We start from the raw sequence: 23,332 nt of genomic DNA, 5'->3' as shown, positions 1-23,332 counted from the left end.
CCCCTGATTCTGGCGGCGTACGGGGCGAGGCTGGGGGCATGGCAACCATTGCACCTGTTTCGGCGCCGCTGACTGCTCGTTGGGCCACTTTGATGTGGTTGCTCGCCGTTGGCGCAGGGGTCGCGGAGACCGTCGTCGCCGCGGGCGGCGCGATCCACGACGGCATCTCGCTCCCCGCCCTGGCCGCGCAACTGGCCGTCCGCGCGGTTGTCTACGGCGCCCTCTTCGTCGTCATCGACCGCTACTTCCGCCGCGGCATCCCCTGGTCCCGGTACCTCTTGGTCGGGCTTCTAGGCACCGTAGGCCTCGCGTCTCTGCTCTACGAACCCCTCACCTGGCTGACCGAGCAGGACCTGTCAGCCGTGCCCTGGTCCGCCGCCTTCCTCCTCACAGCCACCATCCGCACCATCCACCTCAGCGCCCTCCTGGCCGCCGTGACCCTGACCCTCCACCCACAAACCACCCGCTGGTTCCGCCGCTAACAGCCCGAGGGCCGGTCCCCACCTGGGAGACCGGCCCTCGGATTGTTCGTTTCTTGCAGGCTCGACTTACTGACCCTGCTGCTTGGGGGCCGGGAAGGCGTTGAGGATGTCGATGACCGCGAGGGCGTTGACGGTTTTGCCCTTCGCGTCCTTGGTCGGCGGGAGCTCGACCAGCACGCGGCTGCCGATGGGGATGCCGACGAGGCCGTCGAGGGCGCCGGCCTGGCCGTTCGGGCCGGGGCCGACCTGGAGCTGGTCGGTCGGGGCGCCGGGCTGAGCGGGCTGACCGTTGGCGGCGGGCTGGCCGTCCCAGGTGCTGGCCTGCTTCTTGCCGGTGTAGTCGTAGACGACGTACCGGCCGATCAGCTGGCTGCTCTTCTCGATCGGCTTGCCCTTGCCGAGAGCGACGACGACCGGCTTGCCCGGCTTCGCCGGCGGCTTGGTACCGGCCGGGACCGTCACCTTCGGCTCGCCGTTCAGCGGACCGCTCACCTTGATCGGGGTGTTCGCCGACGTGGCCGGGGTCGCGTCCAGCGGGGTGTCATTGGCGGCCACGCTGACCAGGTCGACGACGAAGATCAGCGTGTCGTCTCCCTTGATCCCGGCCTGCTCGTTGCCGGTCTCCTTGTAGCCCTTGTCGGACGGGATGGACAGCAGCACCCGGCTGCCGACCTTCTTGCCGACCAGACCCTCGTCCCAGCCGGCGATGACACCGCCGACACCGATCGGGAACGACGACGGCGCGCCCCGGTCGTAGGAGTTGTCGAAGACCTTGCCGTCCCGCCAGATCTGGCCGAGGTAGTTCGCGGTGAGCAGCTCACCCTTCTTGACCACCGGCCCGTCGCCCTCCTTGAGGACCTCGGTCACCAGGGTCTTCTCCGGCTCACCTTCGCGATGGGTGATCGTCGGCTTCTGCCCGAACTCCGACGTCACCTTGATCCCGCCGGCCCCGAACTCCGGCTTCTCGGAGCCGCAGGCCACCAGGCCGGAACCCAGCGCCGCCACCGCGACCAGACTCAACAACTTGCGCACGAAACGAGCACCTCGAAACATCCCGACGCGGTTCGCGCCGCTCGACTCGGAGGGCGTCAGGGTCGACAGACACCCTCGCAGGGCAACAACGCCGCCCACCCTAGCCTGCGCGCCCAACAACACCACTGTCCGCGTGCGTCACCATTGGGTCACACCACGTACGGCCACAGCTCGCTCAGAAGCCGACGGCGTTGTGCGGTGCCCGGTCCTGCCGCAGCAGTGCGCCCAGCCGTCCTGCCGCACCACTGCTGTGTTCGCCGATCCGCCCCGCGTGCAGCAGTACCTCCGGACTGACTCCACCCAGGTACAGCGACCCGAGTTCGGCCACGGTCAGACTGATGTCCGCCGACGCGCCGGGCGCCGCCGTACAGGCCGCTCCCTCCGGCGAAGCGTCCAGGCGCCACCGCCCGGCGTTCCATCCGCACAGGTCGTCCGTCACGTCCAGCACCAGCGAGTCCTTCCCGGCGTACGCGCGTGCCTCCAGAGCCTCGCGTACGTCGAGGATCCGCAGCCACAGGTTGTCCCGCGTCCGCGTCAGCTTCAGTGCCCGCGGATTCGCCAGCATCCATCGCAGCGGCTCGTCCACCGGCCGCCGCGCAGCCACGACGCGCTTGGTGAGATCGAAGTCGGCCAGCAGACCCCACAAAGCCCGGTAGGCCTCCATCGTGAGCGCCTCGAACGCCTCGACCTGCAGTACGCCGGCGTGCGCAGGATCCGGTGACCAGGGCAAGCGGAACAACGCCGCGCCGTCGACATCACCCTCGGCATCGCGGTGTACCAGGTGATGCGCCGGTCCGGACCCATCCGCCGGCAATCCGCCCGTCGCCAGCCCGTCCCAGTTGCCGGGCAGTGGGCTGATCTCTCCCACCCGCGTGGCCCGCACCCGCTCGTGCAGCAGGGGCCACACAGCCGCCGCAACGGCTCCGTCCACCAACTCCAGCGAACCCGCGTCCTCGAAGTCCGAGCGGAAGGCGGCATCGGTACGACGTAGCTCCCACCGGTGCTGGAACGTCGCTGGGGAGAACCCGTACCGCCCGTAGATCGTCGCCTCACTCGCGCTCAGCCCAGCCAGGAACTCACGCCGCTGCCGGCAGTCTTCGAGCATCGCGGTGATGATCTTCCGCAGCAACCCGCGCCGCCGGTACGTCGGCAGCACACCGGTCGAGGTGACGCCGCCGAGCGCGACCTGCCGAAGTCCGGGCACCGTCACCTGGACCGACACGATCCCTGACGCGCCGGCGATCGTCCCGTCCACGAACGCCGCCTGCGGGCGATACCAGTCGCTCTGGACCTGCTCGACGTACCGCTCGAGGTCGGCGTCGCTCGCCGGGACCTGCGGGGGCCAGGCGGCCCGGCCGGCGTACGAGGCGGAGGGTTCGGGCTCCTCCTGGGGCAGGCCGTTCACAAACGGCAGGACGCGCAGGTACTCCTTGGTCTCGGCACGGGTGACCGGCCGGATCTCGATCGCCATGCGATCGTTCTATGCGGCCCTGTCCGGCCAGGCACTCGATTTAGCCACGCGCTACATGCTGGCGATGAGCTTTTCCACGCGCTCGTCGTGGGACTTGAACGGATCCTTGCAGAGCACCGTGCGCTGGGCCTGGTCGTTGAGCTTGAGGTGGACCCAGTCGACGGTGAAGTCCCGGCGGCGTTCCTGCGCCCGTTTGATGAACTCACCGCGCAGCCGCGCCCGGGTCGTCTGCGGCGGCACCGACTTGGCCTCGAAGATCCGCAGGTCGTCGACCACCCGGGTGACCGCGCCCTTGCGCTCGAGCAGGTAGTACAGGCCGCGCGGCCGGTGGATGTCGTGGTACGCCAGGTCGAGCTGGGCGACCCGCGGACTGGCCAGGCCGAGGTTGTTCTGCTGCCGGTAGCGCTCGATCAGCCGGTACTTGATCACCCAGTCGATCTCGCGCTCGATCCCGCTCAGATCGCCGGACTCGATCGCCTTCAGCGTCCGCTCCCACAGCGACAGCGCCCGCTCGACGGCCGGCGTACCGAGCTCGCGGCGGTCGACGAAGTCACGGGCCTTGGTCAGGTACTCCCCCTGGATGTCGAGGGCGCTGGCCTCGCGGCCGTTGGCCAGCCGGACCTCACGGCGGCCGGTCATGTCGTGGCTGATCTCGCGGATCGCGCGGATCGGGTTGTCCAGGGTCAGGTCGCGCATCACGATGCCGGCCTCGATCATCCGCAGTACCAGGTCGGTGCTGGCCACCTTGAGCAGCATCGTGGTCTCGGACATGTTCGAGTCGCCGACGATCACGTGCAGCCGGCGGAACCGCTCGGCGTCCGCGTGCGGCTCGTCACGGGTGTTGATGATCGGCCGGGACCGGGTGGTCGCGCTCGACACGCCCTCCCAGATGTGCTCGGCGCGCTGGCTGACCGAGTACACCGCGCCGCGCGGGGTCTGCAGCACCTTGCCGGCGCCGCAGATCAGCTGGCGGGTGACCAGGAACGGGATCAGGACATCGGCCAGCTTGGCGAAGTCGCCGTGCCGGCTGACCAGGTAGTTCTCGTGACAGCCGTAGCTGTTCCCGGCCGAGTCGGTGTTGTTCTTGAACAGGTACACGTCGCCGAAGATGCCCTCGTCGTGCAGCCGCTTCTGCGCGTCCACCAGCAGACCCTCGAGGATCCGCTCACCCGCCTTGTCGTGCGCGATCAGGTCGGTGACCGAGTCACACTCACCGGTCGCGTACTCCGGGTGGGAGCCCACGTCGAGATAGAGGCGTGCCCCGTTGCGGAGGAAGACGTTGCTGCTCCGCCCCCAGGACACCACGCGCCGAAACAGGTACCGCGCCACCTCGTCGGGGGTCAGTCGGCGCTGACCGCGAAAGGTACACGTGACGCCGTACTCGTTCTCCAGACCGAAGATTCGCCGGTTCACACACCCACAGTACGTGGCCGCTCCGACAACCGGGCCATGTCGCAGGCGCGCCGTCTTCCGGCGTTACCCCTTTGATGTCAACACCCCCAGGGTCGGGCGCGGAGTGGAGCGCGGTCCGGACCGGTGGGTGGATCTCCGGGTGGAGTTCGGTCCGACAGCAGTGACGGCACCGCATGCGACTGCCAACGTCGTACGTCCTGAGGAGACGAACCTTCACCGCCGCCCTCGCCTCGACCATGCTGGCCGGGGCGGTGCCGGCGTACGCCCACCGCGGTGACCTGACCCTGAAGCTCCCCGCACCCACCGGACGATGGAAGGTCGGTACGACGACCCGTCACCTGATCGACCGCGACCGGTCCGATCCGTGGATGGCCCGGCTAATCGGCAGTACGTCGTGCGGCATCACCGCCGTACGGACTTGTCCGGAGGTTCTTCGACCGGGCGCTGACCGTTGAGGCCTGGCGCGTGCCTCAGAGGTCTACGAGGTCGAGGAGTTGACCCAGTTCCTTCGGGTCGAGTTCGCGGAGTTCGCCGGTGTGGAGGTTGCCGCGGCGGACCGGGCCGATGGCGGTGCGGGTGAGCCGCTTGACCGGGTGGCCGACCGCGTCGAACATGCGGCGGACGATGCGGTTGCGGCCCTCGTGCAGGCTGATCTGGATCAGCGTGCGGCCGCGGATGCTGGAGACGACCTTGACGGTGTCGGCCTGGGCCGGGCCGTCGTCGAGTTCGATGCCGTCGAGGAGTTCGCGGAGCACCGCGGGTTTCACGTTGCCTTCGACTTCGGCGACGTACGTCTTGGACACCTCGTACGACGGGTGCGTGAGCCGGTGGGCGAACTCGCCGTGGTTGGTGAGCAGCAGCAGACCCTCGGTGTCGGTGTCGAGACGGCCGATGTGGAACAGGCGTTCGGGGCGGTCCTGGACGTAGTCGGCGATACACGGGCGGCCCTGCGGGTCGGACATCGTGGTGACGACGCCGCGGGGTTTGTTGAGCACCAGGTAGACGTGGGCGCTGGTCGGCGGGATACGTTCGCCGTCGACCCGGATCACCGACACCGCGGGGTCCACCCTGAGGCCGAACTCGGTCACCACCTGACCATCGACCTCGACCCGGCCCTGCTCGATCAGGATCTCCGCATTCCGCCGGCTCGCCACCCCCGCCTGAGCCAACACCTTCTGCAGCCGGACCCCCTCCTGCTCACCCATCCCGGCCCCCACCCCCGGACGTCCCAACCGCCGAACCCCCAGCGTCAGCCGCCTCGCCGACGGCCTCCACAGACGGGTCGGCCCCGCTCTCGCCGGACGGCTCATCCGTCGCCTCAGCAGGTGAATCCGCCCGCTGTCCGGGTGCATCCGCTGACCCGTCGGCGGACCCGATCTCTTCGGACGGGCCCAGCTCGCCCGCCTCGTGCTCGACGTCCAACTCAACCGGTTCCTCAGTGCTCAAATCCCCATCGATCCCCGCGCCATCCGCGCCAGGCTCATCCGCCGACCCACCCCCCACCTGGGCAGCCGAACCCGACACCCCACCGGACGCGTCCACCGACCCGTCAGCCGTCTCGGAGGGCGCATCAACCGAACCGTCGGGGCCTTCGGCGGGCGCGTCCGCCGAGCCGTCAGCCGCCCCGACGGGCATATCCGACCCGTCGGCGCCTTCGGCGGGCACACGTGTCGCCTCGTCGGCGCCTTCGGCACCTGCGTCCACGGACTCGTCGGCGTCCTCGGCGGAGCCGATCTCGTCGGACGGGTCGAGCTCACCCGGCTCATGCTCAACGTCCAACTCGACCGCGTCGTCAGTGGTCAGGTCGCCGTCGATGCCGGTGATGTCGCCGCCGGACTCGTCCGCCGGCTCGCCCTCCGGACCGGCCGGGTCGTCGGACGGCTCGGCCTCCGGGTCGGTGGGGGCGTCAAACGGCTCGGGCTCCGCGTCGTCGCGGTTCGCCTCGTCGGATGACGTGGAATCTCCGTCGGCGGGCTGGTTCTGGGCGTCGGCTTCGGCTGCGGGTGCCTGGTCGGTCGTCGCACCTTCCTCAGAGGTCGGCGTGACTTCGTCGGAGGTCGCCGTACCCTCCTCCGCGGTTGTCGTACCTTCGTCGGACGCGGTGGACGGGATGGTTTGGGCGGCGAGTTCTTCCTCGATGTCGTCCATGTCCGGGAGGTACGGCGCGAGTTCGGGCAGGTCGTCGAGGGACTGCATGCCCATTCGCTCGAGGAAGTACGACGTCGTGCGGTACAGCGTCGCCTGGGATTCGGTGTCCGCGCCGGCCTCCTCGACCAGACCGCGGGCAACGAGCGTCCGCATCACACCGTCGACGTTCACCCCGCGGATCGCGGAGACCCGCGCGCGGCTCACCGGCTGCTTGTACGCGACCACCGCGAGCGTCTCCAGCGCGGCCTGCGTGAGCCGCGCCTGCTGGCCGTCGAGAACAAACCTCTCCACGTACGGCGCCGCCTCGACGCGGGTGTAGTAACGCCAGCCGCCACCCACCTCACGCAGGTCGAACCCGCGCCCCTGCTCGGTGTACTCCCCCGACAGCGTCGCGAGGGCCGCCGCCACGTCCCCGGTCGACCGCCCGACCGCGCGCGCCAGCGTCAGCACCGGCAACGGCTCGTCCGTCACCATCAGAATCGCCTCGAGCGCCCGCCGCATCGTCTCGTCGTCGATGAGAACCTCATCCCCCACCGCCAACTCACCCTGCCCCGCCGGCAACTCATCCTCATCCCCCTCGCCCGGCTTCTCCGGACCAGACTCACCCTCGACGGGCCCACCGGACGCGGAGGCGCCGGCCCCGGAGGCGGAGGGGAAGTCGGAGGCACCCGAGGGAGAGACGAAGTCGTCGGACACGGAGGCTTCCTCGGCGGACGCCTCATCGCCGTCTGCCGAGAGGGCGGCGGACTCATCGTCCGTCAGGCCGGCCGACTCGGCGGCGCCGGAGTCGGCGGGCCCTCCGGGCGCGTTTGCTTCCTCGGCACCGGAGTCGACCGGGGTCGAGGCGTCGGTCGTCGACGGCTCATTGGCGGTGGAGGGGTCTTCGCCCGCTGCGGCGGGGGCGGCGGCCTCATCGTCTGTCGGGGCGGCGGAGTTGGCGGCGGTCGACTCGGCGGATTCTGCTAGGGCGTCTGCTTCGTCGGCACCGGAGTCGACCACGCTCGGGGTGTCGGTGGCCGGACGCTCGTTCTCGGGGGATTCGTGTTCGCCGGTCGCGGCGACGGTCTCGGTGGGGTCCGGGGTGGGGTGGTCGGTCACTGGTTCACCGTCTCGTCGGGTCCTTCGGAGGGCTGGGCGGTGTCCTCGGGATGGTCGTCTTCGGTCAGGTTCTCACCTGGTTCGAGGAAGTCGATGTCGTCGGGGACCTCGGGTGCCTCACCGTCCGCGGACTCGGGTTTGCCCTCCTCGTCGAACTCGTCGCTGACGTCGATCTCGCCCTCGTCGGACCCGGTCCAGCGGATCGTCAGCTCCCCCAGCGGCGTCACCTGGTCGAACGCGACCGCCGCCTCCCGGAACAACTCCAGCAGCGCCAGGAAGCGGCACACCGTCGTCACCGTGTCCGGCGAGTCCGCCACCAGCGCGCGGAACGTCGTACTGCGTTGCCGCCGCAATCGGTTGACGATCACCACGGCCTGCTCCCGCACCGTCACCTTCGGCGCGTGCAGGTGGGTCAGCGAGACACCTTCGGGTACGTCGTCCTTCGGCGCCAGCGCCCGTGCCGCCAACGCCGCCAGGCCGGCCGGGTCGATCCCCAGCAGCACCTCGGGCAGCAGTTCCGCGAACCGCGGCTCGACACCGACGGCCCGGGGGAACCGGCGGGCCTCCAGAGCCATCCGCTCCTGCATCAACGTGGCGATCTGCTTGAACGCGCGGTACTGCAGCAGCCGCGCGAACAGCAGGTCGCGCGCCTCGAGCAGCGCCAGGTCCTCCGCGTCCTCGACCTCGCCCTTCGGCAGCAACCGGGCCGCCTTGAGGTCCAGCAGCGTCGCCGCGATCAGCAGGAACTCCGACGTCTGGTCGAGGTCCCACTCCGGCCCGAGCGCCTTGATGTGCGCGATGAAGTCGTCGGTGACCTGCGACAGCGCGATCTCGGTGATGTCGAGCTTGTGCTTGCTGATCAGCTGCAGCAGCAGGTCGAACGGCCCCTCGAAGTTCACCAGGTGGACGCTGAACCCCTTGCCCTCGGCAACAGCCGGTACGCCGTCGGCCGACGTACCGGACGCGATGTCCAACGGCAACGAGTCGGACACGGTCACTCCGAGGCCTTGAGCCGCCGTACCAGCACCGAGTCCGGCCCGTGGTCGACGAAGTCGGCCAGCAGTACGTCAATGGCCTCGCGGACGATCCGGCCGCGGTCGGCGGTCAGGCCGTGCTCGGCGCGCAGCGCGAGTCTGGTCTGTTCCAGGCCGAGCAGCTCCTCCTCCGTCACGTACACGGTGATCTTCGTGTCGTGCCGGATCCGACCGCTGGACTTGCGGTCGTCGACGACGGCCGTCCGCGACCGCACGGAGGCGGCGGAGGGTCCGTCGGTGGTGGTGCGCTTCTCGGGTCTGGTCTGCTTCGGTGCCGTACCCCCGAAGAGTTCACTGGCACCTGGCAGGCTCACCCGGCGGGACAACGCGCCAGCACCTCCTTGGCAAGGTCGCGGTACTGGGTAGCCGCTTGGGACGAGGGGGCGTACGTCGTGATCGGTTCGCCGACGACCGTGGTCTCGGGGAACTTGACGGTACGCCGGATGACGGTGTGGAAGACGCGTTCGTCGAAGGCCTGGACGACCCGGTCGAGCACCTCGCGGGCGTGCGTGGTCCGGCCGTCGAACATGGTGCCGAGGATGCCGACGATCTCCAGCTTCGGGTTCAGCCGGTCCTGCACCTTGCCGATCGTGTCGGTCAGCATCGCCAGCCCGCGCAGCGCGAAGAACTCGCACTCCAGCGGTACGACGATGCCGTGCGACGCGGTCAGCGCGTTCACGGTGAGCAGGCCGAGCGACGGTGCGCAGTCGATCAGGATCACGTCGTAGTTCGGGATGATCGGCTCGAGCACGCGCTGCAGGGTGTACTCGCGGGCGACCTCCTGGACCAGCTGGACTTCGGCCGCGGACAGGTCGATGTTGGCCGGCAGCAGGTCGAGGTTCGGCACGTTGGTCGGCCGGATCACCTCGTCGGCGGTGATGTCTCGCTGCATCAGCAGGTTGTAGACCGACAGCTCCAGGTCGTGCGGCTGCACGCCGAGGCCGATCGAGGCCGAGCCCTGCGGGTCGAAGTCGATCAGCAGCACCTTGCGGCCGGTCTCGGCGATCGCCGCGCCGAGGTTGATCGTGGTGGTGGTCTTGCCGACGCCACCCTTCTGGTTGCACATCGCGATGACCTGTGCGGGGCCCGTCTTCGTCGGCGGCTTCGGCTCCGGGAGGTCCGGAAGCGGCCGGCCGGTCGGCCCGATCTTGTTCCTCGGGCCGTGCGGATCGTTCACAGGGGCAATGTCCTCCGCGGTGAGCTTGGCCGTCGGCCGGGGCATCTCCGCATAGTTCTCGGGTGGGGTCAGGGGCCGCTGCGGCTGGGGGGCCACAGCAGGCTGGGAAATCGTCGGCGCGATCGGCTGGGCCGGCGACGGGAACTGCTCGGTGCCCGGGAATGTCGACTCGTTCATGACTCGTCAAACCTTTCAACCGATACGGGCGATCCCAGCGACTGTAAGCGTGCATTCAAGCACTCTCAACCAGCCACTCCGCACCGGGGTGGGGTGGTTTGTCGACAAAGCTCCGGACCCGGCCGATCACCGCCTCCGGGTGACCAACCGTAACCAGATGATCGCACACCGTCCCCCGGCGTCCGAGCACCGGGCCCAGGCTTTCACGGCTCCCCGGTACGACGCCAACCGCGCCGCCGTACGACGGGAACTAGTCTGCGCAGCATGCAGTCCGCCGACGACTTTCTGAACCTGGTCACCGCACAACTCGCCAACCTGCCGAGCGTGGAGGCGGTGGCGCTGGGCGGCTCCCGCGCCACCGGAACGCACCGACCGGACAGCGACTGGGACTTCGCCATCTACTACCGCGGATCGTTCGCTCCGGCCGACCTTCGCGCACTCGGCTGGCCGGGTGAGGTCTCCGAGATCGGCGGCTGGGGTGGAGGCGTGTTCAACGGCGGCGGCTGGCTGGAGGTCGAAGGCCGCCGGGTCGACGTGCACTACCGCGACCTGGACGACGTCGAGCGCCACCTGGCCGAGGCACAGGAAGGGCGCTTCCACATCGAGCGACTCCTGTTCCACCTGGCCGGCATCCCCAGCTACATCGTCGTGGCGGAGCTCGCCGCCAACCGGGTCCTGCACGGGACACTGCCCCGGCCCGACTACCCCGAGAAGCTGAAGCAGACCGCCCGAGAGCGCTGGTGGGGCGAAGCCCAACTGACACTCGCCTATGCCCGCAGCGCGTACGCCGAACGCGGCCTGCTGACCGAGACCGCCGGAGCCGTCGCCACCGCGAGCTGTATGACGGCTCACGCGATCCTGGCTGCCCGTGGCGAATGGGTGACGAACGAGAAGCGCCTGCTCGATCGGGCCGGGTTGCGCGGCATCGACCGCGTCCTGTCCGCCCAGGACCCCGTAGCAGTGATCGAGCAGGGTACGGCGTTCCTGCAGAGCGCGATCGGGTCAGGAGGAGAGGGCGCGGGGGTGTGAGGTCGCGTAGACCTCACGGAGCTTGTCGACGGTGACGAGCGTGTACACCTGGGTCGTGGTCACCGACGCGTGTCCCAGCAACTCCTGTACGACACGCACATCGGCACCGCCGTCCAGCAGGTGCGTGGCGAAGGAGTGGCGGAGCGTGTGCGGCGAGATCTCCTTGGCGATGCCTGCTCGTTGAGCGGCCCGGCGCAGCACGGTCCAGGCGCTCTGCCGCGACAAACGGCCGCCGCGTGCGTTGAGGAACAAGGCCGGCGTGCCGCGTCCCCGCCGTACCAGCTCCGGACGGCCGCGGACCTGGTACGCCGCCAGCGCCTCGCGGGCGTAGGACCCGACCGGGACCACGCGCTCCTTGCTGCCCTTGCCCCGCAGCAGGACCGCACCCGTGTCGAGATCGATGTCGTCGACGTCCAGTCCGACGGCTTCCGAGATCCGGGCGCCGGTTCCGTAGAGGAACTCGAGCAGGGCGGCGTCGCGCGTGGCGAGCACCGCGGGTTCGGCCTCGGCCCCCGCGGCCGCTGTGAGGATCCGCGACACCTCGTCGACGGAGAGTGCCTTGGGCAACCGTTGCGGCGGTGCCGGCGGCTTGACAGCGGCCGCCGGATCGACGGCCGTCAGCCCTTCCCGCAGACAGAACCGGTGGAATCCCCGGACGGCGACCACGGTCCGGCCGGCCGACGACGCGGTGAGGGGCGGGTGGTCCGCGTCGCCCTCCCGCAACCGCATCAGGAAGTCGCTCACGACGGCTTCGGAGATCCGGCCGAGGTCGTCGATCCCGGCCGACGCGAGATAGTCGCCGTACCGGCGCAGATCACGCCGGTACGACGCCAGGGTGTTCGGGGCCAGCCCGCGCTCGACCGTGAGGTGGTCCAGGTACGCGCCGACCGCTCGGTCGATGCTCAGACCAGCACCTCGTCGAGCTTCAGCTGGGACAGGTCGTGGGCCTCGGCCACGGGTCCGTAGGTGATGTGCCCGTCGAACGTGTTCAGGCCGAGCGCCAGGCTGTGGTCCTGCTTCATCGCCTCCCGCCAGCCCAGGTTCGCCAGCTCGATCGCGTACGGCAGCGTCACGTTGGTGAGCGCGTACGTCGACGTGTTCGGCACCGCGCCGGGCATGTTCGCGACGCAGTAGAACAGCGAGTTGTGCACCTGGTACACCGGGTCGGCGTGCGTCGTCGGCCGGGAGTCCTCGAAGCAGCCGCCCTGGTCGATCGCGATATCGCAGAGCACACTGCCCGGCTTCATCCGCCGCACCATGTCGTTGGTGACCACCTTCGGAGCCTTGGCGCCGGGCACCAGCACCGCACCGATGACCACATCGGCCTCGAGCACCGCGCGCTCGATCTCGAACGAGTTCGCCGCGATCGTCAGCAGGTGGCCCTGGTAGATCCGGTCGGCCTCGCGGAGCCGGGCGATGTTGCGGTCGAACAGCTGCACCTGCGCCTGCATGCCGAGCGCGATCGCGGCCGCGTTCATCCCGGCGACACCCGCGCCGATGATCACGACCCGCGCCGGGTGTACCCCGGAGACGCCGCCCATCAGCACGCCGCGGCCACCGCCGCTGCGCATCAGGTGGTAGGCAGCCGCCTGCGGTGCCAGCCGGCCGGCCACCTCACTCATCGGAGCCAGCAACGGCAGCGAGCCGTCGGACAGCTGAACCGTTTCGTACGCGATACCGGTGATACCGGACTTCAGCAGCGCCTCGGTGCACTCGCTGCTCGCGGCCAGGTGCAGGTAGGTGAACAGGACCTGGTCCCGCCGCATCCGGTGGTACTCCTCGGCCACCGGCTCCTTCACCTTCAGCACCAGCTCCGCGTCCGCCCAGACGTCGTCCGCGGCCGGCACGATCCGTGCCCCGGCCGCGACGAACTCCTCGTCGGGGATCAGCGATCCGGTCCCCGCGCCCTGCTCGATCAGAACCTCGTGCCCGTTGCCCACGAACTCGTGCACGCCCGACGGGGTGATGGCCACCCGGTACTCGTGGTTCTTGACTTCCTTCGGAACTCCGACCTTCACAACGCGCCCTTCTTTCGTTCCAGGTGTGCGGCCCACGTCGTTGTGTCCGCGGCCCGGCGGTGAGGGGTGAGCTGCCAGGTCGCTGCCGAGTGTAAGCCCGCAAGGTTCATACCACCTGATCGGATGGTCCTATCCGCATGCGACTCGCGGGTTCGTTCCCCGGCGGTTCGGTTACACTCCTGTACGACGCCGTGGCGGCCCGTGACGTTCACACCGGAATCCCTTGCCCCGCAGGCTTTGCGCAATCTTGACGCAATCTCCTCTTCTCTCCTGACGCCAGTCTTGCACTGCCCCGAAGAGCACCTGTTCGGTGTTTTCCGGGTACCCCTGATCGAAACGCCGACGGAAGGTTCTGACATGGACAACGAGATCGTCCTGCCTGGCGGCAACGTCGGCGGCGCGGTCCGGGTCGGCGACACGGTCCGGCGGGCCACCGGACCGTGGACACCGGCCGTTCATGGACTGCTCAACTACCTTCACGAGGCGGGGCTGACCGGCATCCCGCGGGTGCTCGGCTTCGACGACCGCGGCCGGGAGATCCTCGACTACCTTCCCGGTACGGCGTACGGCGAGGACGTGCCGGACGACGTACTGGCCGACGCGATGCGCTGGCTGGCCGAGTACCACCGGGTGGTGGCGTCGTACCGGCCCGAGGGCGAGATCGTGTGGCGGACCAGCCGGGGTGAACTCGCGGCCGATCAGATCATCTGCATGCACGACTACGGGTGGTACAACTGGATCGGTTCCGAGACCGGGTTCAGCGGCGTGATCGACTGGGACATGGCCGGTCCCGGCGTCCCGCTCGACGACATCGCCTTCACCGCCTGGAACACGGCCCCGCTGGCGATCCCGATGGACCCGGCGTACCAGGCAGCGCGCCTGCGACTGATGGCGTCCGCGTACGGCGGCACGTTCACGCCGCTCCAGATCCTCGAGGGCGCACCGATCCGGGCCCGGCGATCGGCCCGCGTCATCCGCGCCGGGCAGCAGGCCGGCGACCCGGGCATGCTCAACCTCGCCAAGGTCGGCGAACCCGAACGCACCGAGCGCCGCCTGAAGGTCCTCGAGCACCGCATCCCGGAGATCGCCGCACACCTGTGACTCTCCCGCGGGTCCATATGGTGGTTGCGGGGACAGTCATCATTGACGGCCCCCGGAGTGCGTCGGAGATGCTTGAGCAGCATGAACCATGCACGGAATGGAGCCCGCCCGCTCCCGGTTGCAGCCTGAGAACGGTTCGACGAGAGGAGTACGCGTGGCGGTGGAACTGGGACGCTTCGGGGTCTGGCACGGACCTCAGCACTGGGGTCCGGAACTGGCGGCGGGACTGGAGCAGGCCGGGTACGGCGCGCTCTGGCTGGGGGCCTCCCCCGGCGCCGACCTGCGCGATGCCGAAGTGTTGCTTGCGTCAACGACTTCCGTTGCCGTCGGCACCAGCATTGTGAACATGTGGAAGTCGCCGGCGGCCGACGTCGGCGCCTCCTACCACCGGCTGGAGGACGAGCACCCGGGCCGGTTCCTGCTCGGTGTCGGCATCGGTCACCCGGAACGCACCGGCGAGTACAGGTCGCCGTACCAGACGATCCTGGACTACCTGGACGAACTCGACGACGCGAAGGTCCCGGCGGACCGGCGGGCGCTGGCGGCGCTCGGTCCGAAGGTGCTGCACGTGGCCGCCACCCGGACCGCCGGGGCGCTGCCCTACCTGACGACTCCGGAGCACACCCGCGAGGCCCGTCGTACCCTCGGCGGCGGTGTGCTGCTCGCGCCGGAGCAGAAGATCGTGCTCGAGACCGACGACGAGATCGCCCGGACCACGGCCCGCGACTACCTGGCGTCGTACCTGCGACTGCGCAACTACCGGTCCAACCTGAAGCGGCTCGGTTTCACCGACGACGACCTCGACGACGGCGGCAGCGACCGGCTCGTCGACGCACTCGTCCTGCACGGCTCGGCGGTGGAGATCGCCGAGGGACTGAACGCCCACCTGGAGGCCGGAGCCGACCACGTCGCGGTCCAGCAGCTGGGCCGTGAGGGGATCGAGCTGCTGCCCGGTTACGAGGCCTTGGCAACCGTTCTCCAGTAGGTCCGGCGGGTCCGTCCGGCGAGGCGCCTGTTCGCCGGACGGACCCCCTTGACGGCCGCTCGACGGCGAGGAACATCAGCAGTAGAAGCACCACCTTTCGGGGGTGCCCGCACTGGAGGTGTTCCCCATGACCGAGCGACACGAGTTGCGGTGGGGCGGCCTGGCCGGGCTGGCCTTCGTCGTCCTGGCCCTCCTGGGCAGGTTCCTGCCCGGCAATCCACCGACGGTCGCCGAGTCGGACAGTGCGATCACGGCCTGGCTGACCGGCAACCGCGGGATGATCCTGACCAGCGCGCTGATGTGGGCCGCGGCGGCCGGGTTGGTGATCTGGTTCGCGTCCGCGTTCGCCGAGGCGATGCGGGAGCGCGACGAGCGCAGTGACGTCCACCTGGCCCTGCTGGCCGGATCGGTGCTGGTCGGCGGTGCGATCTTCGTGAACGCCGCGCTGACCGCGGCGACCGCGTTCGGCATCGACGGCCGCGACGCCGGGCTGACGATGATGATGTACGAGGCGACCGCGGTGATGACCACGATGATCGGGTTCGCCGCCGCGTTGCCGCTGGCCGCGGCCGGGCTCGGCGTACTGCGCACTCATCTGATGCCGAACTGGCTCGGGTACCTGGCCCTGCTGGCCGCGGTGGTGTCGTTCGCCGGCGCGTTCGGCGTGTTCGCCACCTCCGGCACCTGGGTCGCCGGCGGGTTCCTGATGACCGGTATCCCGTTGCTGGTGTCGGCGGTGTGGATCGTCTGCGCGAGCGGCTACATGGTCCGCGAGCACCTGCCCGAGGTGACGACGGGCGAGACCATCGTTCCGCAGACCTGACCGCGACAGGGTCCTCCGGGGCAACCGTCCCGGAGGACCTCTTCACAGCATGGTGAAGTCGGCGAAGTCGAACCCCGGCGAGACTATGCACGACACCAGCACCGGCTGGTCCCCGGCCGGCCGCGCCGCCTGCCAGGCCTCCGCCGGTACGACGACCTGCGGCCGCTCGCCTGCCTTCACGTCGGCGCCCAGCGTCACAGCCACGGCCGTCTCGGGCTTCTCGCCGTACTCCAGGGTCAACGGCCCACCCGAGTGCCACAGCCATACCTCGGCCGACCGCACCCGGTGCCACCGAGATTCCTCCCCCGGCGCCAGCAGGAAGTAGATCGCGGTAGCAGTGGCCCGATCCCCGCCGTACCCCTCCGGCGTGAACTCGATGGCCGACCGCCACGTCTCGCGATACCACCCGCCCTCCGGATGCGGCTCGAGTTCCAGCAGCTCCGCCAGTTCCGGTTTGTCCATGACAGGCATTGTCGAACGCATGGGGGTTCGGCAGAGTGCCCGGCATGAGCGAACTTCCGTCGGAGTATCACCGCAGGTTGCCGTACGGCGAACGGATGTCGGCCGAACCGCTGATCGGCCTGCCGTTCTTTCCGTTCGAGGGCGACGTTCAGGTGGTACCGCTGGACGAGCCGGTGCTGCCCGAGCCGCCCCGCCGCGGGGAGGCAGGTGGGGAGGCATGTCTCACCTGTACCGAGCCGGATCGGAACGTGATCTGGCGGGACGACCAGTGGCACCTCAAGGCCGGCTTCACGTCGAGTGGCCTGCCGATGGTCGCGATCCTCGAGCCGCGGCAGCACTACCGGCTCGACAACCTGCCGACGGAACTGACCGGAACGCTCGGTCCGGTCATCCAGCGGGTGGCGGCCGCGATCCGGTCGATCGACAGCGTCGCGCGGACGCACTTCAACCGGTGGGGTGACGGCTCGGAGCACTTCCACCTGTGGTTCCTCGCGCGACCGCTCGGCATGATGCAACTGCGCGGCGCGATGATCGCCGCCTGGGACGACATGCTCCCGAAGCTCCCGCCGGACGAGTTCGAAGCCAACGCCCGCACCGTCGCGACGGCACTGGCCGAAGGTGGTGGCGAGGCAGTCGGTGTCGGCCGCCTGGGCTGACCACCCGCGACCGCAGCGCACCTCAGGTACCACCCACAGGTCCGCGGCTCGCCTCGTGAGCCCAGAACGCCGCACCCGCCATCAGGCACAGCACGCCGCAGACGGCCAGCGTCGCCCGCGTCCCGGCCAGCTCGACCAAGCCGCCCGCGAGTACACCGGACACCAAGGAACCGGCAGTCGCCGAGTTGGAGAACAGGGCGGCGCCGGCGCCACTGGCGGGCGCGAGCACCGACTGGAAGTGCTGGATCCCGGCGGTACCGATGACCGCGATCGCCGCACCTCGGGCGACCTGAGCGATCAGCAGGGCGGCCATGCCCTGGGCCGGTGCGACCAGGAGGAAATAGGCGACGAACAGCCCGATGCCGAGCAGGATCAGCAGCCGGCGGTTCACCCGCGGCAGGATCCAGACCAGCGCGAGTGCCGCGACGATCTCCACCACGGCGCAGGCGCTGAACAGCACACCGACCGCGCTGCCGCTGCGGCCCAGCTCACCGGTGACGAACAGCGGCAGGGCCACGAATCCGGCGAACATCGCGGTGTGCACGAGCATCATGCTGGCCGCCAGCAACGCAACGGACAGCCTGGGCACGGCGCGATCCGAAACCCGCTCCCCGCCGGCTCGCGGGTCGCGGGCTGCCTCCGGCCTGGGAACGACGAAGATCGCGGCGACGGTGAGCAGCAGAGCGACGGCGGATGCCCGGAACAATCCGTCGTACCCGGTCGTCGCCAGCACCCAGGCGCCGATCAACGGCCCGGCCGCCCAGGCCAGCGACCAGCCGGACCGCAGCAGCGGCGCCGCTGTCTGCTTGAGCCGGCCGGCGAACCTGACGTCGGCCAGCGCGAACACCTGCGGGTAGCCGGCACCGGCGACACCGAGCAGGGTCAACGCGAGCAGGATCAGTACGGCGAAGTCGGACACGACCGGCAGCAGTCCGAAGCCGATCGCTCCCGCCCCGGCCGCGATCGCGGCCCAGCGTCGCGCCGGTGAACGGTCGAACGCCCGGCCGAAGACCGCGCTGAACACGATCCCGCCCAGCGCGACCGCGGACATGAAGATCCCCGTCCGCAGCGGTGACAGTCCGGCGCTCTCCGAGGCGAACAACACGAGATACGAGCCGGTCATCGAGTCCGCACAGCCCAGCAGCACAATCACTGCCACCATCGGCATCAACGACCGCGAGACGTCTCTGTTCACCCCCGCAACCGTAGGCACCGCCGCCGACAATTCGGCTGAAGCGGGTCAGCGGTCCTTGGCGGGCCAGGGAGTGTCGGCCGGGCGCAGGCTGTCGAAACCGGGACCGTTGAGGGCGGTCCAGGTGGCCAGGGCGCCCATGACGAGGACGGGGTTGTGGAGGTGGCCGGCCAGGACCGCTCCGACCACGTCGATCAGCGGAGCCCAGACGGTCTCCATGTCGGCTTCCTCGTGCAGGCGGTCGTAGGCCTCGTCGGCGGGCGAGAGGTCGCGGGCGAGGAAGATGCGGACCGCCTCGTCCGTCAGGCCAGGGGAAGTGAACGCGTCGACGAGGACGCGCCAGTCGGCGGCCTTCGTGCCGGTCTCCTCCCAGAGCTCCCGCTCGGCACCGAGCCGGTACTGCTCCCCTCGGACGTCGAGCAGCCCGGCCGGCGGCTCCAGCAGCCGGTAGCCGACCGGATGCCGGTACTGCCGCACCAGCAGCATCCGGTTGTTCTCGTCCAGCGCGACGACCCCGACCGCACCCGGATGCACGACCACGTCGCGGACGAACTGGTCCCGACCGGGTGGCTCGATGTGGTCCCGCCGTACCGAGATCACCCGGCCGGTCTCGTGCACCACCTCGGACGAGGCGACCGGCCACTGCTCCGGTACGTCGGTCAGGCCGGCACCGAACCGCAGTTCGGGATGGTCCTTCATCGAGTCTTGACCGGGGTCTTGCCGGCGGCCTTCTTGGTCGCCACGGCCGGCTCCTCGACCGGCAGCCGCGACTCGCGCTGCCGATTCAGTGCCGCTGCGATCAGGCCGGAGAACAGCGGGTGCGGTTTGGTCGGCCGGGACCGCAGCTCGGGGTGCGCCTGGGTGGCGACGAAGTACGGGTGCTGGGCCTTGTCGAGCTCGATGAACTCGACCAGCTCGTTGTCCGGGGACAGCCCGCTGAACACCAGCCCGGCCGTCTCCAGCTTGTCCCGGTACGCGTTGTTCACCTCGTACCGGTGCCGGTGCCGCTCCTGGACCGACGGAGCGCCGTACAGGTCCCGCACGATCGAGCCGTCGGCCAGGTTGGCCGGGTAGAGGCCGAGCCGCATGGTGCCGCCGAGGTCACCGGAGCCCGAGACGATGTGCTTCTGCTCCTCCATCGTGGCGATGACCGGCTGCTCGGCGTCGGGGTCGAACTCGCTGGAGTTCGCGACGACCAGCCCGGCCAGGCTGCGGGCCACCTCGATCACCATGCACTGCAGGCCGAGGCACAGCCCGAGGATCGGGATGCCCTGCTCGCGGGCGAACCGGATCGCGCCGATCTTCCCCTCGATCCCGCGGACGCCGAACCCGCCCGGGATGCAGACCGCGTCGACGTCACCGAGCAGCCGCGCCGCCGCCTCGGGCGTGGCGCAGTCGTCGGACGCGATCCAGCGCAGGTCGACCCGCGCGTCGTTGTCGAAACCGCCGGCTCGCAGCGCCTCGGCGACGGACAGGTATGCGTCGGGCAGGTCGATGTACTTGCCGACCAGCGCGACCGTGACCTGGTCCTTCGGCTGGTGCACGACCCGCAGGAGCTCGTCCCAGCGGGTCCAGTCGACGTCACGGAACGGCAGGTTGAGGCGCCGTACGACGTACGCGTCCAGACCCTCGGCGTGCAGCACCTTCGGGATGTCGTAGATGCTGGGCGCGTCGACCGCGGCGACGACGGCCTCGGTGTCGACGTCGCACATCAGCGAGATCTTCCGCTTCACGCCGTCCGGGATCGGCCGGTCGGCGCGGCAGACCACCGCGTCCGGGGCGATACCGATCGAGCGCAGCGCGGCGACCGAGTGCTGGGTCGGCTTGGTCTTCAGCTCACCGCTCGGGGCGAGGTACGGGACCAGCGAGATGTGCAGGAAGAAGACGTTGTCCCGGCCGACGTCGTGCCGGACCTGGCGGGCCGCCTCGAGGAACGGCAGTGACTCGATGTCACCGACGGTTCCGCCGATCTCGTGCAGGACGACGTCCACGTCCGGGCCGGCCATCGCCAGCATCCGTTCCTTGATCTCGTTGGTGATGTGCGGGATCACCTGGACGGTGTCGCCCAGGTACTCACCGCGGCGCTCCTTCGCGATCACGCTGGAGTAGATCTGCCCGGTGGTGACGTTGGCGACGGCGGACAGGTCGCGGTCCAGGAAGCGCTCGTAGTGGCCGATGTCCAGGTCGGTCTCGGCGCCGTCGTTGGTGACGAACACCTCACCGTGCTGGAACGGGTTCATGGTGCCGGGATCCACGTTCAGGTAAGGATCCAGCTTCTGCATGGTGACCCTGATGCCCCGAGCCGTCAGCAGACTGCCGAGGCTTGACGCCGTCAGCCCCTTGCCGAGACTGGACGCCACGCCACCGGTGACGAATACGTGCTTGGTCCGCTGGGAATTCGAAGCCCTGTCCACGGGCCTCCAGCCTACCTCTTGTCAAGCACCGGTCGCGACGAGACCCGCGTAGATGTCGAGCAGATTCTTCGCCACCGCGTCTTCGTCTGGCCATCTGGCCGCCAACTCCCGGCCGCGCGTCCGCATAGCGTTCGCCGTTTCCGGCTCGGCCAGCACCGCCCGTACGCCGTCGGCCAGTCCGTCGGAGTCCCCGGGGAACGCCAGTACGGCGCTGTCGTCCACCAACTCGGGTATGCCGCCTACCGCGGTAGCCACGACCGGTACGCCGACTTGCATGGCCTCCTGGACGACCAGGGCCCGGGCTTCCCAGTGAGAGGTCAGCAGGAACACGTCAGCCGCGCCGAGGAGGTCCGCCACGTCGTTACGGTGACCGAGGAGACGCACAGGGAGATCCTCCGCGTCGATCCGCGCCTGCAGATTGTCACGCAGCGGCCCGTCTCCGACGACCGCGAACACGACGTCCGGGTTCGACTCCCGCACCAACGCAGCCACGGACAGTAGCGTCGGGTAGTCCTTCTGGGGAGCCAGGCGACCCACGGTCAGGACCAGAGGGCCTTCTCCCAAGCCGAGACCCCGTCTGACTTCGTGGCGCGGCGTACGAATGTCAGGCATCGCTGGAGCAGCGACAGGAGCCAGCTGGGCCTGCCGCGCGCCGAGGCTCTTCGCAAGCTCCACGAGGTCACTGGAGGCTCCGAGAGTCAGGTCCGCTCCCTTCGCCACCAGTCGCTGACCAAGCCGCATCACAAGCCCGCGGGGGCCCGGCGCGATGACAGCGTTGTGCCAGGTGACCACGAGCGGCCGCAGCCGGGACCTGTCCCGCAGAGCGGTCATCCCGGCGCGGTAGCCGTGGGCGTGGATGACGTCGGACCCGCGCAACGCCGGTGCCTGGGCCACGACCGCCGCGTCACCGAACTCGAAGTGCTCGGCGGTGCCGGGCGGTGCGCACACGACCACCTCGTGACCGGCGTCCAGAAACCGCGGTACGAGGGAGGCGACGTGCTGTCCGATCCCGCCCCGCGACTCGGCGAGCAGCAGGCCGATCCTCATTGCGTCTCCTCCACAAGTCCCCGACGTCTCAGTGCGCGAACGTCCGCGCGATCCAGTGCCACCGCCACGGCGACGTACACAACGACAACGGCCAGGCCGGACAGCACCGAGAACACCAAGGCACTCCCCACTCCAGCATCGGCAGCAGGTAGGGCCACTGCCCAGCCCGCAGCACCAGCCAACACAGCACCGACCAAGGCAGCAAGCGTCGCACGAGGTAGTCCGGCGAGCACACCGACGCCGGCCTCCCGACGCAGCACCACCAACAGCGCCACGGCCCCTGCGACCATGCCAACCGACATGGCGGCCGCCAACGCCGGCACTGCGTCCCACTCGGCAGTCAGCACGACACCGGCAACAGCCACGAGAACCCAGGCCACAGACGTCACCACGGCGACCTGCCGACCCGCATGCCGTGCGTAGAGGACTCGACCGACATGCATCAACACCGCGAACCCGATCGCCGCTGGACCGAAGGCGACAAGCGCATTGCCCAGTGACGTCGCCCTGGCCTCCTGCACCGCACCGTCGTCGTACGCGAACACTCTCGCGACCGGGACCGCCGTACCGGCCAGCAACGCGGCCCCAGCACCACCGGCCAGCATCACTGCTCTCGTCGACGTGGCCGCGTAGAAGTCGAACCGCTCCCCCGACTCGTACGCCGCGGCCAGCCGCGGGAACACGGCCGTGGTGATCGGCACCGCCAGTACGGCGTACGGCAGCAGATAGACCGCGTTGGCCCAGGTGTAGACGGCGATGCTGCCTGCAACGCCTCTGTGGTTGGCCAGGTAGGTGGTGACGACGAAGGTGAGTTGCTGCGCGATCAGTACGGCGAGACCGGCCAGGGCGAGCCTGCGCAGTACTGGACCGACGCCTGGGTCGAGCCGGAACGTCGGCCTGATCGGGAGCCGCAGCAACAACATGGGTACGAGCACCGTCAACGCCAGCGCCGCGACGCCGGCCGTCGTACCCCAGGCCAGCAGGTCGGCCGCACTGCGCGATGCCGCGTCGGCGTCAGGGGCCGCGGCCGCGAAAGCGAAATAGGTGCCGATGACAACCACGCTGGAGACCAGCGGAGCCAACGCCCCGGCCGCGAACCGCTTGTGCGACTGCAGTACGGCGGTCGCGATCACTGCGATCGCGTAGCCGAACACCTGCGGCACGAAGATGACCAGCATGCGGGTCGCCGTCGCGGCCGAGCCACTGCACTCGGCGCCCGGATCGAGCATCGCATCGGTGTAGGCGGACGCGAGAATCCAGGCCAGCAGGGCGAACGGGGCCAGCAGCACGAAGGACCAGGTGATCAGCGCACCGATGATGCGTCCCTGCGCGGCCCGGTCGCCGCGGGCCACCGGGCCGGCGAGCACCGGGATGACCGCACCGGCCAGCGCGCCACCGGCGACCACCTCGAACAGGATGTTCGGCAGTTGGTTCGCGGTCGCGTAGGCCTCGGCGAGACAGCCCGCACCGACGGTTTTCGAGAAGACCAGCCAGCGGCCGAAGCCGACCACCCGAGCCAGGACTGTGACCGCGGCGACCAGCAGTGCGGCCCGGGCGATCCGGCTCACCGCGT

23 protein-coding genes are annotated in these 23,332 nt (G+C 69.6%); 7 read left to right on the top strand and 16 right to left on the bottom strand.

Annotation, left to right across the window (positions count from 1 at the left end):
• Positions 1-38: 38 nt before the first annotated feature.
• On the top strand, positions 39-482 hold the full coding sequence (locus tag ACYVOK_RS35240; protein WP_460666950.1) for a hypothetical protein: 444 nt from the start codon (positions 39-41) through the stop codon (positions 480-482).
• A gap of 66 nt (positions 483-548) precedes the next feature.
• On the opposite strand, the gene ACYVOK_RS35235 is transcribed toward ACYVOK_RS35240, so the two are convergent.
• The 3 genes from ACYVOK_RS35235 to pafA form a co-directional block, all read right to left on the bottom strand.
• On the bottom strand, positions 549-1,514 hold the full coding sequence (locus tag ACYVOK_RS35235; protein WP_460666949.1) for an FKBP-type peptidyl-prolyl cis-trans isomerase: 966 nt from the start codon (positions 1,512-1,514) through the stop codon (positions 549-551).
• Positions 1,515-1,689: 175 nt separating this feature from the next.
• Positions 1,690-2,985: a GNAT family N-acetyltransferase gene (locus tag ACYVOK_RS35230; protein WP_460666948.1), complete on the bottom strand. Its 1,296-nt coding sequence runs from the start codon at positions 2,983-2,985 to the stop codon at positions 1,690-1,692.
• A gap of 51 nt (positions 2,986-3,036) precedes the next feature.
• Positions 3,037-4,398, bottom strand: a complete 1,362-nt coding sequence (gene pafA, locus ACYVOK_RS35225) for a Pup--protein ligase (RefSeq protein ID WP_132323127.1) — start codon at positions 4,396-4,398, stop codon at positions 3,037-3,039.
• 173 nt (positions 4,399-4,571) lie between these two features.
• Between pafA and ACYVOK_RS35220 the strand changes: the two genes are divergently transcribed.
• Positions 4,572-4,853 (top strand): hypothetical protein, encoded by a 282-nt coding sequence (locus ACYVOK_RS35220; protein WP_460666947.1) that lies wholly within the window; start codon positions 4,572-4,574, stop codon positions 4,851-4,853.
• A 15-nt stretch (positions 4,854-4,868) separates the two neighbouring features.
• Here the strand turns inward: ACYVOK_RS35220 and ACYVOK_RS35215 are convergent, their stop codons facing one another.
• The 5 genes from ACYVOK_RS35215 to ACYVOK_RS35195 are packed head-to-tail and all read right to left on the bottom strand — an operon-like array spanning position 4,869 to position 9,900.
• Positions 4,869-5,603 carry a pseudouridine synthase gene (locus ACYVOK_RS35215; protein ID WP_460666946.1) on the bottom strand — a complete coding sequence of 245 codons (735 nt, stop codon included), beginning with the start codon at positions 5,601-5,603 and terminating at the stop codon, positions 4,869-4,871.
• The gene (scpB, locus tag ACYVOK_RS35210) at positions 5,596-7,644 is read right to left on the bottom strand and encodes an SMC-Scp complex subunit ScpB (protein WP_460666945.1); all 2,049 of its coding nucleotides are present in this window, start codon (positions 7,642-7,644) and stop codon (positions 5,596-5,598) included. The genes ACYVOK_RS35215 and scpB overlap by 8 nt, the downstream gene beginning before the upstream one ends.
• Positions 7,641-8,636: a segregation and condensation protein A gene (locus ACYVOK_RS35205; protein ID WP_460666944.1), complete on the bottom strand. Its 996-nt coding sequence runs from the start codon at positions 8,634-8,636 to the stop codon at positions 7,641-7,643. Before ACYVOK_RS35205 ends, scpB begins: the two co-directional genes overlap by 4 nt.
• Before the next feature lie 2 nt (positions 8,637-8,638).
• A complete protein-coding gene (locus tag ACYVOK_RS35200) occupies positions 8,639-9,004 on the bottom strand; it encodes a hypothetical protein (protein ID WP_460666943.1) in 366 nt (121 codons plus the stop codon).
• Positions 8,989-9,900, bottom strand: a complete 912-nt coding sequence (locus tag ACYVOK_RS35195) for a ParA family protein (protein ID WP_460666988.1) — start codon at positions 9,898-9,900, stop codon at positions 8,989-8,991. The genes ACYVOK_RS35200 and ACYVOK_RS35195 overlap by 16 nt, the downstream gene beginning before the upstream one ends.
• A 396-nt stretch (positions 9,901-10,296) precedes the next feature.
• On the opposite strand from ACYVOK_RS35195, the gene ACYVOK_RS35190 reads away from it, so the two are divergent.
• Entirely contained in the window at positions 10,297-11,061 is a 765-nt protein-coding gene (locus tag ACYVOK_RS35190) for a nucleotidyltransferase domain-containing protein (RefSeq protein ID WP_460666942.1), read from the top strand.
• Here the strand turns inward: ACYVOK_RS35190 and xerD are convergent.
• Positions 11,035-11,967, bottom strand: coding sequence for a site-specific tyrosine recombinase XerD (gene xerD, locus ACYVOK_RS35185; protein WP_460666987.1), 933 nt, complete (start codon positions 11,965-11,967; stop codon positions 11,035-11,037). The genes ACYVOK_RS35190 and xerD overlap by 27 nt on opposite strands.
• On the bottom strand, positions 11,964-13,079 hold the full coding sequence (ald, locus tag ACYVOK_RS35180; RefSeq protein ID WP_460666941.1) for an alanine dehydrogenase: 1,116 nt from the start codon (positions 13,077-13,079) through the stop codon (positions 11,964-11,966). The genes xerD and ald overlap by 4 nt, the downstream gene beginning before the upstream one ends.
• Before the next feature lie 357 nt (positions 13,080-13,436).
• On the opposite strand from ald, the gene ACYVOK_RS35175 reads away from it, so the two are divergent.
• The 3 genes from ACYVOK_RS35175 to ACYVOK_RS35165 all read left to right on the top strand — a co-directional run bounded on the left by ACYVOK_RS35175 (position 13,437) and on the right by ACYVOK_RS35165 (position 15,988).
• Positions 13,437-14,180, top strand: coding sequence for a phosphotransferase (locus ACYVOK_RS35175; RefSeq protein ID WP_460666940.1), 744 nt, complete (start codon positions 13,437-13,439; stop codon positions 14,178-14,180).
• A 154-nt stretch (positions 14,181-14,334) separates the two neighbouring features.
• The gene (locus ACYVOK_RS35170) at positions 14,335-15,165 is read left to right on the top strand and encodes an LLM class F420-dependent oxidoreductase (protein ID WP_460666939.1); all 831 of its coding nucleotides are present in this window, start codon (positions 14,335-14,337) and stop codon (positions 15,163-15,165) included.
• Between the two features lie 127 nt (positions 15,166-15,292).
• A complete protein-coding gene (locus ACYVOK_RS35165; RefSeq protein ID WP_460666938.1) occupies positions 15,293-15,988 on the top strand; it encodes a DUF4386 family protein in 696 nt (231 codons plus the stop codon).
• Positions 15,989-16,030: 42 nt separating this feature from the next.
• On the opposite strand, the gene ACYVOK_RS35160 is transcribed toward ACYVOK_RS35165, so the two are convergent.
• Positions 16,031-16,450 carry a cupin domain-containing protein gene (locus ACYVOK_RS35160; RefSeq protein WP_460666937.1) on the bottom strand — a complete coding sequence of 140 codons (420 nt, stop codon included), beginning with the start codon at positions 16,448-16,450 and terminating at the stop codon, positions 16,031-16,033.
• A gap of 44 nt (positions 16,451-16,494) precedes the next feature.
• On the opposite strand from ACYVOK_RS35160, the gene ACYVOK_RS35155 reads away from it, so the two are divergent.
• Positions 16,495-17,106 (top strand): hypothetical protein, encoded by a 612-nt coding sequence (locus ACYVOK_RS35155; RefSeq protein ID WP_460666936.1) that lies wholly within the window; start codon positions 16,495-16,497, stop codon positions 17,104-17,106.
• Positions 17,107-17,128: 22 nt separating this feature from the next.
• Here ACYVOK_RS35155 and ACYVOK_RS35150 read toward each other — a convergent pair whose 3' ends face one another.
• The 5 genes from ACYVOK_RS35150 to murJ are packed head-to-tail and all read right to left on the bottom strand — an operon-like array spanning position 17,129 to position 23,327.
• Complete coding sequence (locus tag ACYVOK_RS35150; RefSeq protein WP_460666935.1) at positions 17,129-18,301, bottom strand: MFS transporter; 1,173 nt, start codon at positions 18,299-18,301, stop codon at positions 17,129-17,131.
• A gap of 45 nt (positions 18,302-18,346) precedes the next feature.
• On the bottom strand, positions 18,347-18,997 hold the full coding sequence (locus tag ACYVOK_RS35145; protein WP_460666934.1) for an NUDIX domain-containing protein: 651 nt from the start codon (positions 18,995-18,997) through the stop codon (positions 18,347-18,349).
• A complete protein-coding gene (locus ACYVOK_RS35140) occupies positions 18,994-20,712 on the bottom strand; it encodes a CTP synthase (RefSeq protein ID WP_460666933.1) in 1,719 nt (572 codons plus the stop codon). Before ACYVOK_RS35140 ends, ACYVOK_RS35145 begins: the two co-directional genes overlap by 4 nt.
• A 21-nt stretch (positions 20,713-20,733) precedes the next feature.
• Positions 20,734-21,759: a glycosyltransferase family 4 protein gene (locus ACYVOK_RS35135; protein ID WP_460666932.1), complete on the bottom strand. Its 1,026-nt coding sequence runs from the start codon at positions 21,757-21,759 to the stop codon at positions 20,734-20,736.
• Positions 21,756-23,327: a murein biosynthesis integral membrane protein MurJ gene (gene murJ / locus ACYVOK_RS35130; RefSeq protein WP_460666931.1), complete on the bottom strand. Its 1,572-nt coding sequence runs from the start codon at positions 23,325-23,327 to the stop codon at positions 21,756-21,758. The genes ACYVOK_RS35135 and murJ overlap by 4 nt, the downstream gene beginning before the upstream one ends.
• Positions 23,328-23,332 lie beyond the last annotated feature (5 nt).

It is taken from the genome of Kribbella swartbergensis, assembly GCF_054784135.1.
The sequence above is the reverse complement of the archived record's forward strand: the minus strand, read 5'-3'. Positions and strand labels throughout refer to the sequence as shown.

Bases quoted from the DNA above. Each gene is read 5' to 3' on its own strand.
- ACYVOK_RS35240 (WP_460666950.1), top strand. From the start codon at position 39: ATGGCAACCATTGCACCTGTTTCGGCGCCGCTGACTGCTCGTTGGGCC.
- ACYVOK_RS35230 (WP_460666948.1), bottom strand. From the start codon at position 2,985: ATGGCGATCGAGATCCGGCCGGTCACCCGTGCCGAGACCAAGGAGTAC.
- ACYVOK_RS35220 (WP_460666947.1), top strand. From the start codon at position 4,572: ATGCGACTGCCAACGTCGTACGTCCTGAGGAGACGAACCTTCACCGCC.
- ACYVOK_RS35215 (WP_460666946.1), bottom strand. From the start codon at position 5,603: ATGGGTGAGCAGGAGGGGGTCCGGCTGCAGAAGGTGTTGGCTCAGGCG.
- ACYVOK_RS35195 (WP_460666988.1), bottom strand. From the start codon at position 9,900: ATGCCCCGGCCGACGGCCAAGCTCACCGCGGAGGACATTGCCCCTGTG.
- ACYVOK_RS35190 (WP_460666942.1), top strand. From the start codon at position 10,297: ATGCAGTCCGCCGACGACTTTCTGAACCTGGTCACCGCACAACTCGCC.
- ACYVOK_RS35175 (WP_460666940.1), top strand. From the start codon at position 13,437: ATGGACAACGAGATCGTCCTGCCTGGCGGCAACGTCGGCGGCGCGGTC.
- ACYVOK_RS35165 (WP_460666938.1), top strand. From the start codon at position 15,293: ATGACCGAGCGACACGAGTTGCGGTGGGGCGGCCTGGCCGGGCTGGCC.
- ACYVOK_RS35160 (WP_460666937.1), bottom strand. From the start codon at position 16,450: ATGGACAAACCGGAACTGGCGGAGCTGCTGGAACTCGAGCCGCATCCG.
- ACYVOK_RS35155 (WP_460666936.1), top strand. From the start codon at position 16,495: ATGAGCGAACTTCCGTCGGAGTATCACCGCAGGTTGCCGTACGGCGAA.
- ACYVOK_RS35145 (WP_460666934.1), bottom strand. From the start codon at position 18,997: ATGAAGGACCATCCCGAACTGCGGTTCGGTGCCGGCCTGACCGACGTA.
- ACYVOK_RS35135 (WP_460666932.1), bottom strand. From the start codon at position 21,759: ATGAGGATCGGCCTGCTGCTCGCCGAGTCGCGGGGCGGGATCGGACAG.